Source organism: Actinosynnema sp. CA-299493 (assembly GCF_050946825.1).
Lineage (GTDB): Bacteria > Actinomycetota > Actinomycetes > Mycobacteriales > Pseudonocardiaceae > Actinosynnema.
This window is the reverse complement of record NZ_CP191993.1, coordinates 8,758,432-8,775,580: the sequence shown is the minus strand read 5'-3', so window position 1 is coordinate 8,775,580 and position 17,149 is coordinate 8,758,432. Positions and strand designations below refer to the sequence as shown.

The following is a 17,149-nucleotide window of genomic DNA, read 5'->3' as shown; positions in this document are numbered from 1 at the left end:
CCGCTCTGGTTCTCTTTCCGTCGGCGTGCGCCGGGTGGGGCCGACCGGGTCTGACCAACCCGCACACGGACCACCCGCCGTCCGGCTATCGTGCAGACCGTACCGCGACTGGGAGAGCAGCGAGCCGAGAATGGCATCAACACCCACCACCAAGTCACAGGTCCAGGCCTACCGCTTCGTGCTGCGCAGGATGCAGTCCGCCCTGGTGCGCAGAGACGCGGTGATGCTGCACGACCCGATGCGCACGCACTCGCGTGCCACCGCGGTGGGCGTCCTGCTCGGCGTCATCGGGCTGCTCGGCTTCCTCATCTTCGGCTTCTTCTCGCCGGACCCCCAGGTCGACGACCAGACGCAGATCGCCATCTCCAAGGAGACCGGCCAGGTCTACGTCGTGCACACGGTGGGCACGACCAAGACGCTGATCCCGATGACGAACCTCGCCTCCGCGCGGCTGCTGCTGTTGCAGCGGTCCAACCCGGACAAGGGCCAGGCGGCGGTCGCGGGTGCCGACGCGGCGGCGGGCCAGGTGAACGCGGGACCCCAGGTCGCGGGCGGCGACCCGAAGCTGGTCAGCGAGAAGGCCCTGGCGAAGCTGCCCAAGGGCCGGCTGACCGGGATCCCCGACGGGCCGGACGTGCTGCCGAAGCCCGCCGACCGGATCGGCGCGGACTGGTCGGTCTGCGACACGACGACGTTGGACCCGTCGCTGAACGACCCGACGGCGGAGCGCAAGTTCACCACCACCGTCCTGGCGGGCTTCAGCGGTGTCGGCGCGCCGCTCGACGACAACCGCGCCCTGCTGGTGCAGGCGGGCACCGACGACAAGCAGGCCTACCTGATCTACAAGGCCCCGGTGAACTCGAAGGTCACCTCGACGTCCACGGTGCGGGCCAAGGTCGACCTGAAGGACGCCAACGTGCTCACCGCGCTCAACCTGAGCGGCAAGAACCCGCGCGCGGTCAGCACCGGCCTGCTCAACGCGATCCCCGAGGCCAAGGAGCTCAAGGCGCCGCTCATCCCCGGCAAGGGGCAGGCCGTGAGCTACGTGGCCGGCGAGGCGCTCAAGGTCAGCGACGTCATCGAGGTCACGCGCACGGGTGCTCCTTCGGTCTTCTACGTCGTGCTCAACGAGGGGTTGCAGGAGGTCAGCAAGGCCGCCGGCGACCTCATCCGCGCCAGCTACGCGCAGGGCGCCAAGCCGAAGCTGGTCGACATCGCGAAGACGAACGAGCCCGCGAAGGTCACCCTGCTCGACTTCTCCGACTACCCGGCCGACGTGCCGGAGACGGTGGACACGAACCCGAACAACCGGGTGATCTGCCTCGGCTGGCAGGCGCAGAACGTGTCGTCGGAGAACAAGTCGCAGCACACCAAGGTGACCATCGCGCCGTCGCTGCCGATCCCGTCGAACGCGGTGCCGGTGGAGATCAACCAGGCCGGCGCGACCGGCGAGGTCGTCAGCCAGTTCGTGATGGCGCCGGGCAAGGCGGCGGTGGTGCGCAGCGCGACCTCCACCGAGGACTTCGAGACCGGTCCGATCCACCTGATCACCGGACGTGGTGTGAAGTACGGCGTCCCGGACACGACGACCAGTGGCGCGCTCGGCCTCGGCGCGGACGGGTTCACGCCCGGACCCGAGTCGATCCTGCGGCTGTTGCCCAACGGGCCGCAGCTCAACCGCAACGACGCCTCGCGCAGCTGGGACCACATCCAGGTGGACCAGGGCAACGGCCTGCTGCCCGAGCAGAGGGCGCAGAAGCAGGGCGGCTGAGCCCGTGTTGCTGAGCCCTTTGGGGGAACCGGCGTGCGCCGGTTCCCGTCAGAGGGTGCAGGAGGTGTCCGGGTGAACGAGGTCACACGCGGTCCGTCGGGCGGCAGGCAGGTTTCGGTCGACCCGCGCTGGCTGGAGCTGTACGCGAAGCGCGTCGAAGAGGCGGCCGAGGAGCTGACCCGCGCGCGGTCCGAGCTCAGGGAGGCGCCGATGCGTCCCCAGAGCTTCGGCGAGCTGGGGCGGACGTTGCGCAGCGCGGAGGCTTACGGCCGGGCCGCCGGGCTGCTGCACCGGCAGCTCGACCGGGCGTGCGAGGTGCTGACGTCCGCGGCGAAGGGCCTGCACGACGTGGCCGAGCACTACGGCGCCCAGGACGACGACGCGGTGGCGTTGATCAAGGCGGTCGACCGGCGGGCGGGGCTGAGCTGATGCGCGGCAAGGACGGCAGGCAGATCGCCGCCGAGGTGGGGCCGGAGCTGGACTACCTGTCCGGGATCAGCAGGCGGCTCGGCGTGCGCGACCTCGTGGCGGACTACTTCGCGCCGGTCCTGGGCGACTGGAACGACCTGGCCGAGGAGGCGGAGCGCTGGCGCAAGGCCGGCCTCGTCGCCGAGCACGTGACGCGTGACCTGACCAAGCCGCTCGGCAAGCTGGACTCGGCGTGGCAGGGCAAGGACGCGGACGCGTTCGTGGACCACATGCAGAAGGTCGGCCTGGCCGGGCACGACATGTCCGACGCGATGCACGCGATGGGCGAGGCGCTGGACCAGACCGCCGAGGGCGTGCGCGGGATCGTGGAGGACATGTCCCGGGTGTTCGCCGAGGCGGCCGACGCGGTGTCCGCCGCGGCGGCCTTGCCGGTGGACGGCGACCGGCGCGTGGTGGAGGCGTTGGACGAGCTGCACGGCCCGGCGAAGGAGCTGCACGAGTCGGTGCGGGACGTGCTGGAGGCGTTCCTGCGGCTGTGCGACGGCGTGTCCGGTTCGGACGACTTCGCCGACGTGAAGATGGAGCACGAGTACCCCGAGCAGGACTGGTCGTTCACCGCGCCCGCGAAGCCGACCGCGCCGGAGCCGCCGACCGCACCGCCCGCACCGACCGCACCGCCCGCCGAGACGAAGCCGGCGGGTGCCGGTGGCGGGTCCGGTGGCGGCGGCGTGCCGGGTGGTGGCGGTGGTGGTGTGCCCGGTGGTGGCGGCGGTGTGCCCGGTGGCGGTGGGGTCTCCGGCGGTGAGTCGGCGGAGCGGATGCAGCCGGGTGGGTCGACGGCCGTGGCCGAGCCGCACTCGGTGGAGCCCGGCCCTCGTCCGGCAGCCGCCGCGGCGGGCGGTCCGTCCGCTCCGGCGGCGGGCGGCGCCGGGATGATGGGCGGGGGGATGATGGGCGGCATGGGCGCCGGCGGCCAGCAGGGCGGCGACAAGGAGCACAAGTCGAAGGTCCAGCTGGCCGGCTCGACCGAGCAGGTCTTCGGCAAGCCCAAGAAGTCGGCCCCGCCGGTGCTCGGCGAGGACTAGCGGGTCAACGGGCCGCTCGCGTGTCCCGAGCGTTCAACTCGGGGGTCCTGAACGTAGGACTCACGCGTTCTGAACGTAGGACTCGCGCGAGCGGCTAGAGCACGGAGCGCTTCGGGGCCGGGAGGCGCCTGGCGCGGTTACGGTTCACGGTGTGGACGATGAACAGCGTCAGCAGGAGCAGGCCCACGCCCGCGCCCGTGCCGGACAGCGCCACGATCATCGGCGTGCTGCTGGGCGGGTTCAGCGGACCCAGGTTGGTGATCAGCTGGTCCGGCGTCTCCTGCTTCGCGCCCGGCTCCTCCAGCGGCAGCTCGGCAGTCAGCGCGGCCACCGGGTTGATCATCCCGTAGCCGACCTTGTGGTCGCGGCCGTTCGGGTTGCCGGGGTGCTGCGCGGTCGACTTGATGCGGTTCATGACCTGCTTCGCGGTCAGGTCGGGGAACCGCTCGCGCACCAGCGCGACCACGCCCGCCACGTACGGCGAGGCGAAGCTGGTGCCCTGGATCGCGACGGGCCGGCCGTTCTCGAAGTTCGCGTTGGTCAGGCCGTTGCCCGCCGGGTCGAGCGTGACGATGTTCTCGCCCGGCGCGGCCACGCTGACCCACGGGCCCCACACCGAGAACGGCGACACGCCGCCCTCCGCGTTCATCGACGCCACGGACAGCACGTTGTCGGCGTACCACGGCGGCGACGCGACCACGTTGACCCGGTTCGGGTCCTGGCCGTCGTTCTGGCCCTGGCAGCCGCTGTCCGGGTCGATGTTGCCCGCGGCGGTCACGATGACGACGTTCTTGTCGTTCACCGCCCAGTCGATCGCGGCCTGGAGCTCGCGTTCCTGGTTGCTCGGCTCGCTCGGCGCGGCGCACGCGGTCAGCGAGATGTTGATGACCCTCGCGCCCTGGTCCACCGCCGAGACGATGGCCTTCGCCAGGGTGCCGACCTTGCCCGCGGACGGTCGGTTGTCCTGCCCCTTCGGGTCCTTGAACTCGAAGCTGTTGCTGGTCTGGCGGAACGCCAGCACCGTCGCCTCGGGCGCGGCGCCGATGAACCCGGTCTGGTCGTCCCGGCTGGCCGCCGCGACACCGGCGACCTCGGTGCCGTGGCCGTCGCAGTCGCTGACACCGCGCTTCTCGGTCTCCACGTAGTCACCGCCCGCCACGACCCGTCCCGCCAGTCGCGGGTGGTCCTTGTTGACACCGGTGTCGATGATGGCGAGCTTGACGTCCTTGCCGGTGGCGAACCGGTGCGCTTCCTCCAGCCGCAGCTGCATCTGGCCCCACGGCTTGTTCGGGAGGGGGCGGTCGTCGGTGCCGGACTTGATGCACAGGTTCTTCGGCTTGTAGTCGACGTCCTCGACGGGCGGTTCGGGCGCGCGCAGGAACGCCCGGTCCACCGGCGGCGGCTGCGAGTTCAGCCGGCTCGGGGCCGCCGGAGTCGTCGTCGACGCCGGCTGGGCGTACGCGCCGGGCGCGGTCGCCAGGGTGAGGGCTGCCGCGGCCAGCGCGGCGATCTTGCGGATGCGCATCACGGCCTCACGCGGGGATGAGCTGGCGCATGGCCACGTAGAGGTCCATCACCGCCAGCGCCAGCGGCAGCACCGCGGCGATCAGGATGGCCTCCAGCACGTCGACCGTCCGGCGCAGCACGGGGGAGAACTTCTGGTTGGGGAAGATCACGCCGAGCACCAGCGCGCCCGCACCGACCACCACGAGGGTGCCGAACACGTACAGCAGCCGGTCGCCGGGCGTGGACTGCACCAGCCACCCGAGCAGCACGCCGGCGCCCGCGACCATGCCGCTGGCCAGCAGCGCCACCGCCTGCGCGCCGTTGGCGTAGGCCCGGCCGCGCAGCAGCAGCACCAGCGTCACCACGATCGCCAGCAGCGGGCCCCAGATGGAGCCGTCGCCCGCCGCGATCACGGCGAACAGCGCGGCGACGCCACCGCAGCCGATGATCATGCCGGTCAGGTACTCGTGCGCGTTGGCGGTGCGCCGCTCGATCACGGAGTACTCCGGGAAGCCGGTGTCCTCCTTGAGGTCCTCGGCGCTGCCCGGCACGGTCGGCAGCGGCAGCTTGGCCAGCTGGATCGTCAACCGGGGCAGCACGGACAGGGCGGCGAGCGAGACCGCCGCGGTGGCCGCCGCGATGCCCTGCACCGGGTGGTCCACGAAGATGCCGATGAGGAACGCGAGGCCGCTCAGCGCACCCGCCGTGGCGGCGGCGATGAACACCGTGATGCCGCGGCCGATCAGCATGATCGCGGCCGAGGCGAAGATCAGCACCAGCACGCTGGCCAGCAGCAGGCTCGGCCGGCCGATCTCGCCGGGCACGATGTAGAGGCCCGCGACGTAGGCCATCGGGAGCCCGCCCGCCGCGGCCACCAGCACGCCCGTGCCGGTGGCGTTGTAGGACCGCGCGATGACCGCGCCCGCGACGAGCGAGGCGATGGCGATCACGCCCGCGCAGATCGCCGGCACGAGGTTGCCGCCGCCCGCGAGCGGACCGGCCATCAGCACCGCGATGGCGGCCGTGATCAGCGCCAGCGCGCCCGCGAGGTGGCCGTAGCGGCGTGCCGTGTCCTTGGTCCACGGGCGGAAGCTGTCCGGGTCCGACTCGGCGATCGCGTCGACCACGTCGTCGTACAGCGGGGGCGGCGGGTTCTCGTTGCGCTTGCGCAGCTGCAGCAGCTCGCCGTCGACCACGCCGAGCGAGGCCAGCGTGCGGCTGGGGTCCAGCGGACCCTCGCCCAGCTTGGCCAACGCCCAACCGCCGTGCCGCACGCCACCGTCCGGAGTGGCCTCCTTGGCCATGTCCAGCAGCATCGGCAGCAGGTCGGCCACCGCGACGTCGGCGGGCAGCGCGACGTCGATACGCGTTCGCGGCGCAACCACCGTCACCCGGCTGAACACCGTCGTCCCGGTCGCCACCAGCGCCCCCTAAGTCCTGATGAGTGTGTGCTGTGGTCCGTGCCGACCCTATTGGTCCGGTCGGACGCGCTTCGGCCCGCCCCTGGAGAGGAGCGGACCCAGTATGGGGGCAGCGGGCGTCGCCGCTGGGCTGTTCCGCGCAACACGTCACAACACGTTGGCCGCGGATTTGCCCGACCCCCCGTCGTGCGGGGTTCCGATGCGCCATAGTGTCGGTGCGACTGTGGCGGGCCCACACGCCCGGATTCGGATTCGAGCGCAGTCGGGCTGGTCGTTTACGGATCGACGCTGAAGAGGTGCCTGTCAGGTGAGCACGCTGCAGTTCAAGCGCACGGCACGCCTCGCCGCTCCCCGCCCGCCCGGCGGTGAGGTCCACCTCGAACCGCCACCCGAGGTGCCGCGGGTCATCCCCGGCAACATCATGATGAAGGCGATGCCCGTCGTCATGATCGTGTCGTCCGTCGGCATGATGGTGCTGATGTTCAGCTACAGCGGGCGCAGCCCCGCTGCGATGATCATGCCCGGCATGATGCTGGTCTCGACCATCGGCATGATGGCCGGCGGCATGGGCGGCGGCAAGGGCCAGAAGAAGGCCGAGATGAACGAGGACCGCAAGGACTACCTGCGCTACCTCGGCCAGATGCGCGACCGCGCCCGCGAGGCCGCCAACGAGCAGCGCGCCGAGCGCGAGTGGGTCCACCCCGACCCGCAGATGCTGTGGTCGCTGGCCACCACCCGGCGCATGTGGGAGCGCCGGCAGAACGACCCCGACTTCTGCCACCTGCGCGCGGGCCGCGGCTCGCAGCGGCTGGCCACCCGGCTCGTGCCGCCGCAGACCGGCCCCGTCGAGGAGCTGGAGCCGATCGCGACGCTGGCGCTGCGCCGGTTCGTGCGCGCCCACTCGTTGGTGCCCGACCTGCCGATCTCCATCGCGCTGCGCGGCTTCGCCGCCGTCGGCCTGCTCGGCGAGATCGAGGAGAAGCGCGGCCTGGCCCGCGCCCTGCTGGCCCAGATGGTCACCTTCCACTCGCCGGACGACCTGCTGGTCGCCGTCGTCACCACCGGCCGCACCAAGGCCGAGTGGGAGTGGATGAAGTGGCTGCCGCACGTGCAGCACCCGGCGATCGTCGACGGCATCGGGCAGATGCGGATGATGGCGGGCTCGCTGGCCGAGGTCGAGCAGATGCTGGACGAGCAGCTGCGCGACCGGCAGCGGTTCACCCGCAACGCGCCGCCGCCCGCCGACCAGCCGCACATCGTGATCCTGATCGACGACGGCGACGTCACCCGGGAAGAGCAGATCATCCTGGAGGAGGGCCTGGTCGGCGTCACGCTGTTCGACCTGTCCGAGTCCCTGGGCAACCTCACCGCCCGCCGCGGCCTGCGGCTGGTGATCGAGGACGGCAAGCTCGGCGCGCGCAGCGCGAGCGGCGTGGAGTGGTTCGGCGCGCCGGACTGGCTGAGCGTGGTCGAGGCCGAGGCGCTGGCCCGGCGGTTGTCGCCGTACCGGGTCGGCGGCGTGGACGTGGGCGGCAGCGACGAGGACCCGCTGTCGATGAGCAACAACCCGCCGCTGCTGGAGTTCCTGGGCATCCCGGGCGACCCGATGACCTTCGACGTGCAGGCGGCGTGGCGGCCCCGGCCGGTGCGCGACCGCTACCGGGTGCCGTTCGGCATCGGCGAGTTCGGTCAGCAGGTCGAGCTGGACATCAAGGAAGCGGCGATGGAGGGCATGGGCCCGCACGGCCTGTGCATCGGCGCGACCGGTTCCGGCAAGTCCGAGTTCCTGCGCACGCTCGTGCTGGGCATGCTGGCGACGCACTCGTCGACCTCGCTCAACATGATCCTGGTCGACTTCAAGGGCGGCGCGACGTTCCTCGGCCTGGACAAGGCGCCGCACGTCGCCGCGACGATCACCAACCTGGCCGGCGACCTGACCCTGGTCGACCGCATGAAGGACGCCATCGCCGGCGAGGTGTCGCGTCGCCAGGAAGTGCTGGCCAAGGGCAACTACAAGAACGTGTGGGACTACGAGAAGGCGCGCGAGAACGGCGCCGACCTCGACCCGCTGCCGGCGTTGTTCATCTGCATCGACGAGTTCTCCGAGATGCTGACGGCGAAGCCGGACTTCATCGACATCTTCCTCCAGATCGGTCGCGTCGGCCGGTCGCTGCAGATGCACATGCTCCTGGCGTCGCAGCGGCTGGAAGAGGGCAAGCTGCGCGGCCTGGACACGTTCCTGTCCTACCGGATCGGTCTGAAGACGTTCTCCGCCGCCGAGTCGCGCGCCGCGATCGGCGTGCCGGACGCCTACGAGCTGCCGCCCATCCCGGGTTCGGGGTACCTGGGCGTGCAGGGCTCGCCGCTGACCCGGTTCAAGGCGCTGTACGTGTCCGGCCCGTACCGGCCGGCCGGGTTGCAGGTCGCGGGCCCGTCCGCGCCGGTGACCAGCGACAAGCGGCCACGCTACTTCGTGCCGGACTACATCGAGATCCCCAAGGAGCCGATCAAGCCGGTCGAGCCCGTCAAGCAGCAGAAGAAGGAAGAGGACTCGAACGAGCCCTCGGAGCTCGAGGTCATCGTCGAGCGGCTGGTGGGCCAGGGCCCGCCGGCGCACGAGGTGTGGCTGCCGCCGCTGAACGAGCCGCCGTCGCTGGACACGCTGCTGCCGCCGTTGCAGGCGACCGAGGACCGCGGCCTGACCGCGCCCGGCTTCTTCTCCAACGGCAAGCTCCAGGTGCCGCTCGGCGTGGTCGACAAGCCGTTCGAGCAGCGGCGCGACCTGCTGTGGGCGGACTTCTCCGGCGCGGCCGGCCACGGCGCGATCGTCGGCGGCCCGCAGTCGGGCAAGTCGATGATGCTGCGCACGCTGATCACGTCCATGGCGTTGACGCACACGCCGCAGGAGGTGCAGTTCTACTGCCTCGACCTCGGCGGCGGCACGCTGGCGTCGCTGGAGAACCTGCCGCACGTCGGCGGGTTCGCCAGCCGGTTGGACGTGGACAAGGCGCGCCGGATGGTGGCCGAGCTGTCGGGCCTGATCGCCGAGCGCGAGCAGCGGTTCCGGGCGCACGGCATCGACTCGATGGTCGAGTTCCGCAACCGCAGGCGGCGCGGCGAGATCCGCGACGACGACTTCGGCGACGCGTTCCTGGTCGTGGACGGCTGGATGAACTTCCGGCAGGAGTTCGAGGCGCTGGAGCCGGCGGTCCAGGCGCTGGCCGCGCAGGGCCTGTCCTACGGCGTGCACGTGATGGTGGCGGCGAACCGGTGGGCGGAGATCCGGCCCGCGATGAAGGACCTGCTCGGCACCCGGTTCGAGCTGCGCCTCGGTGACGTCAGCGAGTCCGAGGTGGACCGCAAGGTCGCGGTCAACGTGCCGCCGGGCCGCCCGGGTCGCGGCCTGTCGCCGCAGAAGCTGCACTTCCTGACCGCGTTGCCGCGCATCGACGCCTCGTCGGACGCGGAGAACGTGGCGGCGGGCGTGCAGGACATGATCGCCAAGGTGCGCGCCGCGTGGCGCGGCCCGCGCGCGCCGCAGGTCCGCCTGCTGCCCGACCTGCTCCCGTACCAGGACTTCATGGCCCAGGTGCAGCAGCAGCGGCCGAACCGGGGCCACCTGGTGCCGATCGGCGTCAACGAGGACGAGCTGGCGCCGGTGTACCTGGACTTCGACGCCGACCCGCACTTCATGGCGCTGGCCGACGGCGAGTCGGGCAAGACCAACCTGCTGCGCGCCATCGTGCGCGGCATCATGACCGGCTACACCTCGTCCGAGGCGCTGATCATGCTGGTCGACTACCGGCGCACCATGCTGGGCTACATCGAGACCGACCACCTGCTGTCCTACGCGGTGTCGTCGGCGCAGCTCACGGACATGATCAAGGACGTCCGGGGGTCGATGGCCAACCGACTGCCCGGCCCGGACGTCACCCAGGACCAGTTGAGGAACAGGTCCTGGTGGAAGGGGCCGGAGCTGTTCGTGGTCGTGGACGACTACGACCTGGTCGCGCCGCAGGGTTCGCAGAACCCCCTGCAGCCGCTGGCGGAGTTCATCCCGCAGGCGAAGGACGTGGGCCTGCACATCATCGCGGTGCGGCGCATGGGTGGCGCGTCGCGGGCGATGTACGACCCCATCCTGGGCAAGCTCAAGGAGATCTCGGCGCCGATCATGGTGGGTTCGGGCTCGAAGGAGGAAGGGGCGATCGTGGGCAACCTCAAGGCGTCGCCGCAGCCTCCCGGCCGGGGCACGCTGGTCACCCGCAAGCTGGGGCAGCAGCGCGTCCAGCTGGCGTGGATCGACCCGGACTGACGGGTCGCGCGAACGACGGGAAGGCCTCGCCGCGGCGGGGCCTTCCGCGTTCCCGGGCCGTGCCGCCGTCGGTCGTGGCGCCCGCTCCTGACGCACCGTGTCCGGACAGTGTCGGTGTGTTGCCTTATGCTTCCCCCCGCACGTAAGGGGGTTGCGTGGAGACTGAGTTCAAGGTGCTCGGGCCCCTGGAGGTCTGGCACGACGGCAGGCAGGTGGCGCTGCCCTCGGGCAAGGCGCGGGTGCTGCTGGCCAGCCTGCTGCTGCGGGCGGGCAGCGTGGTGCCGATGGACCTCCTGGTCGACCGGCTCTGGGACGGCCGGTCGGTGAACCCGGCCCGCACCAGGGCGACGTTGCACATGGTGGTGACCCGGCTGCGCCAGTCGCTCGGCGCGGCGAACGTGGTCCGCACCGCCACCGGCGGGTACGCGGCGGACGTGCCGCCGGGCGCGCTGGACCTGCACCGGTTCCGCGAGCTGGTCGACCGCGACCGGCTGGGCGAGGCCTTGGAGCTGTGGCGCGGCGCGCCGCTGTCGGACGTGCCGTCGGACGTCCTGCACGGCGAGGACGTCGCACCGCTGCTGGAGGAACGCCTCGACGCGCTGGAGCGGCGGCTCGACGTGGACCTGGCGGCGGGCCGGTCCGCGGAGGTGGTGCCCGAGCTGCGGTCGCTGACCCGCGAGCACCCGTTGCGCGAGCGGTTCTGGGGCCAGCTGATGGAGGCGCTGGCCGGGTCGGACCGGCAGGCCGAGGCACTGGCCGCCTACCGGTCGGTGAGCGGGCTGCTGGCCGAGCAGCTCGGCGTCGACCCGGGTCCGCGGTTGCGGGAGCTGCACCACCGGATCCTCACCGCCGCGCCGGTCGTGGTGCGCGCGAACACCAGGGGCACCTCGAACAAGCCGCGGCAGCTGCCGGTGCGCAACCGGTTCTTCGTCGGCCGCGACGGTGAGCTGGCCGCGCTGTGGGAGCTGCTCGACTCGGCCGCGGCGGGCGCGGTGGTGATCGCGGCGGTCAACGGCGCCGCCGGCGTCGGCAAGACGGCGTTGGCGCTGCACTGGGCGAGCCAGAGCGCGCACCGCTTCCCGGACGGCCAGCTCTACGTGAACCTGCGCGGTTTCGACCCGACGGGTGTGCCGATGAGCCCGGACGAGGCGTTGCGCGGTTTCCTCGGCGCGCTGGGCGTGGCGCCGGAGCGCGTCCCGTCCGGGCTGGACGAGCAGGTGGGCCTGTACCGCAGCCTGCTGGCCGAGCGCCGGGTGCTGGTGGTGCTGGACAACGCCGCGGACAGCGAGCAGGTGCGCCCGCTGCTGCCGAGCGGTCCGCGCTGCCTGGCCCTGGTGACCAGCCGCAACCAGCTCGACGGGCTGGTGGTGCGCGAGGGCGCGCAGCCGTTGCCGCTCGGCGTGCTGTCCGACGCCGAGGCGACCGCGCTGCTGGTGCGGCAGCTGGGCGCGCAGCGGGTCGGCGCCGAGCCGGACGCGGTGCGCGAGCTGATCGGGCACTGCGCCGGGCTGCCGCTGGCGTTGTCGGTGGTCGCGGCGCGCGCGGCGGCGCACCCGGACTTCGCGCTGCGGGCGTTGGCGGGCGAGCTGGCCGACGAGCGGACCAGGCTGGAGGCGCTCGACACGGGCGAGGCGACGACCAGCGTCAAGACGGTGTTCTCCTGGTCCTACGAGCGGTTGAGCCCGGCCGCGGCCCGGATGTTCCTGCTGCTGGGCGTGCACGCGGGCCCCGAGGTGTCGATCCCGGCGGCGGCGAGCCTGGCCGGTGTGCCGCCGCGCGCCGCCCGCCGGGCCCTGGGCGAGCTGAGCAGGCTGCACCTGATCGCGGAGCCGGTGCCGGGCCGCTTCACGCTGCACGACCTGGTGCACGCCTGCGCGCGCGACCTGGTCGCGGCGCACGAGGACCAGGGCGGTGTGCGCGAAGCCCTGCGGCGGGTGCTCGACCACTACCTGCACACCGCGAACACGGCCGACCGGTTGCTGTACTCGCAGCGCGAGGAGGTGCCGATCGCCGAGCCGGCGCCGGGCGTGGTGGTCGCGGAGCCGACCGAGCGGGCCGACGCGCTGGCCTGGTTCGACCTGGAGCAGGCGTCGCTGTTCGCCGCGGTCGGGCACGCCGCCGCGCACGGTTTCGACACCCACGCCTGGCAGCTGGCGTGGACGACCACGGCGTTCGCCCGGCTGCGGTCGTTCTGGCACGAGCAGGCGCGGTGCCTCGACACGGCGTTGGCCGCGGCCAGGAGGCTGGACGACCGGGTCGCGCTCGCCTCGACCAACCGGGCCCTCGGCCGGATCCTGATCACCCTGCGGCGGTTCGCCGAGTCGGAGACCCACCTCACCGCCGCGCTCGACCTGGCGCGCGAGCTGGGCGACCGGCAGAGCCAGGCGCACATCCACCGCCACCTGGCCGGGCTGTACGAGGCGTGGGACCGGCTGCGCGAAGCCCTGCACCACGCCGAGCGGGCGTTGGCGCTGTTCGAGGAGCTGGGCGACCGGGCGGGCACGGCCCGCGCGCTCAACGCCGTGGGCTGGGCCCGCGCGATGCTCGGCGAGGACCTGCACCGGGCGCTGGCCGACTGCGGTCGGGCGCTGGTGCTGTTCCGCGAGGTCAACGACGTGCTGGCGGAGGCGGCGACGTGGGACAGCCTCGGCTACGTCCACCACCGCCTGCACGACCTGGCCGAGGCCGTCCGCTGCTACCGGGAGGCGCTGCCCCGGTACCGGGAGAGCGGCGACCGCTACGAGGAGGCCGCGACGTTGCAACGGCTCGGCGACGCGCACGTGCTGGCGGGCGACCACGACGCGGCCCGCGAGGTGTGGCGGGCGGCGCTGGACGTCCTGGACGAGCTGGGACACGGCACGGCCGAGGCGCTGCGGGCGAAGGCGGCCGGTCTGCCGTGAGGGCTTCGACCCGCGACGGCACCGCGGGCTCCTCGGCGGAGAAAGCGGAGGAGCCCGCGGGTCCGGTCGTCACCGCGCGAGGGCAGGGCGGGCGCGTCGCCCCCCTCGACGAGCACCTGCCACCGGGACCGGCCTCCCCCCTGGTGCGAACCGCCGGTCCCGCGCCCACTGGGGGTCGCGGCGGTGACGGTCCCCACTGTGGCGGAAGGGCCTCACAGTCCTCTCACGACGGCTCACCCGCCGCGTGGTGATCAGCCGACCGTCGTCGTCACGTCACGGGCCGTGATCACGTCGGTACACTCTTCACCGTGCGGGTGAGCCTGATGACGACCGGGTTCGGGGTGCGCCCGGTCACCGGCGGCTGCCTCGCCGACGTGCCGGCCGACGGGCTGGACCCGCGCCGGTTCCGATCCCTCGCGGACTCCGGGCGGCACGCGCGGGAGGACTTCGTGCGGTCGGCCCGGGCCGGGGCAACCAGGTAGCCGCCTGAAGCGTGTCCCAGGGGAATTCTCCGCCGAGTGGTCCAGGGGGTCTGGTGATCGGGTTCGGGGTCCTCGGACCGCTGGAGGTGCGGCACGGCGACGGGCTCGTGCCGATCCCGGCCGGTCGGGCGAGGGTGCTGCTGGCGATCCTGCTGCTGCGGGCCAACCAGCCGGTGACGGCCGACGAGCTGGTCGACCGGATGTGGGACGGCGGCGCGCCCAACCCGGACCGGGCCAAGGCGACGTTGCAGATGGTGGTGCGGCGGCTGCGGCAGGCGTTGGGCGAGGCGAACGTCGTCCGCACGACCACCAAGGGCTACGTCGCCGAGGTCCCGCCGGGCGCGCTGGACCTGCACGTGTTCCGCGAGCTCGCCGACCGGGGCCGGTCGGCCGAGGCCCTGGCGCTGTGGCGGGGCGACCCGCTGTCCGACGTCGAGTCGGACTGGCTGCACCGGGAGCACGTCGTGCCGTTGCTGGAGGAACGCCTCGACGTGGTCGTGCGCCGCATCGACGCGGACCTCGACGCCGGTCGCACGGACGGGCTGGTGGCCGAGCTGCGGTCGCTGACCCGGCGGCACCCGCTGAGCGAGCGGCTGTGGGCGCGGCTGATGCGGGCGCTGTACCGGTCGGGCAGGCAGGCGGAGGCGCTGGCCGCCTACCGCGAGGTCCGCGAGGCGCTGGCCGACGAGCTCGGCGTCGACCCGTCCGCCGAGCTGCAGGACCTGTTCAACCGGATCCTGCGGGCCGAGGACGTGGTCACGCGGGCGCCGGCGCCGCGGCAGCTGCCGCCGGACGTGGCCGGGTTCGCGGGGCGGCTGCCGCAGTTGTCGGAGCTGGACGAGGCGGTGTCCTCCGCCGCCGGTTCCGTCGTGGTCGTCGCCGTCACCGGCTCGGCGGGGATCGGGAAGACCGCGCTGGCGGTGCGCTGGGCGCACCGGGCCCGGCCGGTGTTCCCGGACGGCCAGCTGTTCGCGAACCTGCGCGGCTACGACCCGGCCGGCCCGGTGCGGCCGGAGCAGGTGCTGGCCCGGTTCCTGCGCGCGCTGGACGTCGCCGCCGAGCAGGTCCCCGAGGGCCTGGACGAGCTGGTCGCCCTGTACCGCTCGCTGGTCGCGGACCGGCGGTTCCTGGTGGTGCTGGACAACGCGGCGTCGGCCGAGCAGGTGCGACCGCTGCTGCCCGGCACGGCCTCGTGCCTGGTCGTCGTCACGAGCCGGAACGAGCTGCGCGGGCTGTCCGCCCTGGACGGCGCGCGGCCGCTGCGGCTGGACGTGCTCACGCCGGAGGAGTCCGGCGGCCTGCTGCGCGCGGCGATGCCCGAGGCCGACCCGGCGGACCTGGCGGAGCTGGCGCGGCTGTGCGGTCACCTGCCGCTCGCGTTGCGCATCGCGGTCGCGAACGCGGCGGCGCACGGCCTCGGCGCCTACCTGGCGGCGTTGCGCGGCGGCGACCGCGTGGCGCGGCTCGCGGTCGAGGACGACCCGCAGGCCGCCGTGCGCACCGCGTTCGACCTGTCCTACCGGACGTTGGACGGCCCGGCGCAGCGGGTGTTCCGGCTGCTCGGCGTCGTGCCGGGGGCGGACTTCGACCGGGACGCGGTCGCCGACCTGACCGGCGCGGGCGACGGCGCGGGCCGGGCGCTGGACCGGCTCGTCGCGGCCAACCTGGCGCAGCACGACGGGCAGGGCCGGTACGGGCTGCACGACCTGGTCCGCGAGTACGCGCGCGGGCTCGTCGGCGAGGCGGAGGCGGCCGAGGGCCGGTCGCGGCTGTTCCGGGGCTACCTCCGCCGGGTCGTGTCGGCGTCGGCGCTGCTGTACCCGCACGCGTCGCACACCGCGGACGAGGCGGAGGTCGACCCGGGTCCGTTCACCGACGGCGAGGCGGCGGCGCGGTGGTTGGCGGCCGAGCGGCAGAACGTGGTGGCCGTGATCGCCGACGCGGCCGAGCACGGGCCCCGCGAGCTGTCCTGGCGCCTGCTGTTCGGGATGCGGGTGTTCACCTGGGCGCGCAGGCACTTCGACGGTTGGGCGGACGCGGGCCGCGCCGCCTCGGCCGCCGCGCGGTCGGCGTCGGACGAGGTCGGGCAGATGGCCGTGGGCCTGTGCCTCGCGGTCCACGCCTACTCGGTGGGCCAGACCCAGGAGGCGGCCGAGCACTACCAGCGGGTGATCGCCCTCGGCGACCGGGGCGTCTGGCCCAAGGGCCGGGCGATCGCCCTCGGTGGTCTCGGCAGCGTCCACCACCAGCAGGGGCGGCTGGTCCGGGCCGCGCGGACGTACCGGCAGGCGCACGCCGCCGACCGGGCGATCGGGCCGAGGAGGGGCGAGGCGGTCAGCCTGTCCAACCTGGGCACGGCCCTGTACGACTGCGGCGACCTGGTCGAGGCGAGGGCGGTCCTGTGCGAGGCGCTCGACCTGCTCGTGCGGGCGGGCTCGCCGATCGGCCAGGCCGTGGTGCTCAACGTGCTGGGCGGGGTCAAGCTGGCCGAGGGCGACCCGCACCGGTCGCGCGAGCTCCGCGAACGCGCGCTGGGGCTGTTCCGCGACGCCGGCGCGCGCCGGGGCCAAGCGGCGGCGCTGGACAACCTGGCGGTGATCGCGAGCCACCTCGGCGACTACCCGGCGGCGGTGGAGCACGCGCGCGAGTCGCTGGCCGTCGCCGAGGAGACCGACGACAACTGGAACGTGGTCGACGCGCTGAACACGCTGGCCGGCGTCGAGCACCGGCTGGGGGAGCACCTCACGGCCTCGCGGCGGTACCGCGTCGCCCTGCGCGCCGCGACGGCGAGCGGCTACCGGCTCGGGGAGGTGCAGGCGCTCCTCGGCGTGGCCGCGGTGGACCCCGGGGACGAGGCGGCCCCGTCGACCGTCGGCCGGGCCGTGGCGCTGGCCTCGACCATGGGCGCGCGGATGGTCGGCGCGCGGGCCAGGACGGTGTCCGCCGCGGTGCACCGGGCGCACGGCGACCTGGCCGCGGCGCGCTCGGCGGCCGAGTCGGCGTTGGTGACCCAGCGGCAGTACGGCTACCGGCCGGACGAGGCGCGGACGTGGCTCCTGCTCGGCGGGCTCACCGGGGACAGGGCGTCGCTGGAACGCGCGCTGGAGCTGGCCGAGGAGATGGGGATGCCGGAGGCGGACGAAGCACGCGCGCTGCTCTCCTGACCTGGTCGTGAGCCGCGGGCCACCGGGGGAGCTCGCGGACCGGCGAGCACCTTGGTCGACCGGGTGCGGCGGAACTCCG

The 17,149-nt window shown here is 73.3% G+C and carries 9 protein-coding genes; 7 read left to right on the top strand and 2 right to left on the bottom strand.

Annotated features, from left to right (window positions below; genetic code table 11):
• Positions 1 to 130 precede the first annotated feature (130 nt).
• From eccB to ACQPYE_RS37660, 3 genes are all read left to right on the top strand, one after another.
• Positions 131 to 1,771 carry a type VII secretion protein EccB gene (gene eccB, locus ACQPYE_RS37670; RefSeq protein WP_498717881.1) on the top strand — a complete coding sequence of 547 codons (1,641 nt, stop codon included), beginning with the start codon at positions 131 to 133 and terminating at the stop codon, positions 1,769 to 1,771.
• A gap of 72 nt (positions 1,772 to 1,843) precedes the next feature.
• On the top strand, positions 1,844 to 2,200 hold the full coding sequence (locus ACQPYE_RS37665; RefSeq protein ID WP_498717880.1) for a hypothetical protein: 357 nt from the start codon (positions 1,844 to 1,846) through the stop codon (positions 2,198 to 2,200).
• Entirely contained in the window at positions 2,200 to 3,285 is a 1,086-nt protein-coding gene (locus ACQPYE_RS37660) for a WXG100 family type VII secretion target (RefSeq protein ID WP_498717879.1), read from the top strand. Before ACQPYE_RS37665 ends, ACQPYE_RS37660 begins: the two co-directional genes overlap by 1 nt.
• A gap of 94 nt (positions 3,286 to 3,379) precedes the next feature.
• Here ACQPYE_RS37660 and mycP read toward each other — a convergent pair whose 3' ends face one another.
• Both mycP and eccD read right to left on the bottom strand, forming a co-directional pair.
• Positions 3,380 to 4,810 (bottom strand): type VII secretion-associated serine protease mycosin, encoded by a 1,431-nt coding sequence (gene mycP / locus ACQPYE_RS37655; protein ID WP_498717878.1) that lies wholly within the window; start codon positions 4,808 to 4,810, stop codon positions 3,380 to 3,382.
• Between the two features lie 7 nt (positions 4,811 to 4,817).
• The gene (gene eccD, locus ACQPYE_RS37650; RefSeq protein WP_498717877.1) at positions 4,818 to 6,212 is read right to left on the bottom strand and encodes a type VII secretion integral membrane protein EccD; all 1,395 of its coding nucleotides are present in this window, start codon (positions 6,210 to 6,212) and stop codon (positions 4,818 to 4,820) included.
• 307 nt (positions 6,213 to 6,519) lie between these two features.
• On the opposite strand from eccD, the gene eccCa reads away from it, so the two are divergent.
• From eccCa to ACQPYE_RS37630, 4 genes are all read left to right on the top strand, one after another.
• Complete coding sequence (gene eccCa / locus ACQPYE_RS37645; protein WP_498717876.1) at positions 6,520 to 10,524, top strand: type VII secretion protein EccCa; 4,005 nt, start codon at positions 6,520 to 6,522, stop codon at positions 10,522 to 10,524.
• Positions 10,525 to 10,679: 155 nt separating this feature from the next.
• On the top strand, positions 10,680 to 13,424 hold the full coding sequence (locus ACQPYE_RS37640; RefSeq protein ID WP_498717875.1) for an AfsR/SARP family transcriptional regulator: 2,745 nt from the start codon (positions 10,680 to 10,682) through the stop codon (positions 13,422 to 13,424).
• A 308-nt stretch (positions 13,425 to 13,732) separates the two neighbouring features.
• Positions 13,733 to 13,906: a hypothetical protein gene (locus ACQPYE_RS37635; RefSeq protein ID WP_498717874.1), complete on the top strand. Its 174-nt coding sequence runs from the start codon at positions 13,733 to 13,735 to the stop codon at positions 13,904 to 13,906.
• Between the two features lie 53 nt (positions 13,907 to 13,959).
• Positions 13,960 to 17,070: an AfsR/SARP family transcriptional regulator gene (locus ACQPYE_RS37630; RefSeq protein WP_498717873.1), complete on the top strand. Its 3,111-nt coding sequence runs from the start codon at positions 13,960 to 13,962 to the stop codon at positions 17,068 to 17,070.
• The last annotated feature ends 79 nt before the right edge of the window (positions 17,071 to 17,149 follow it).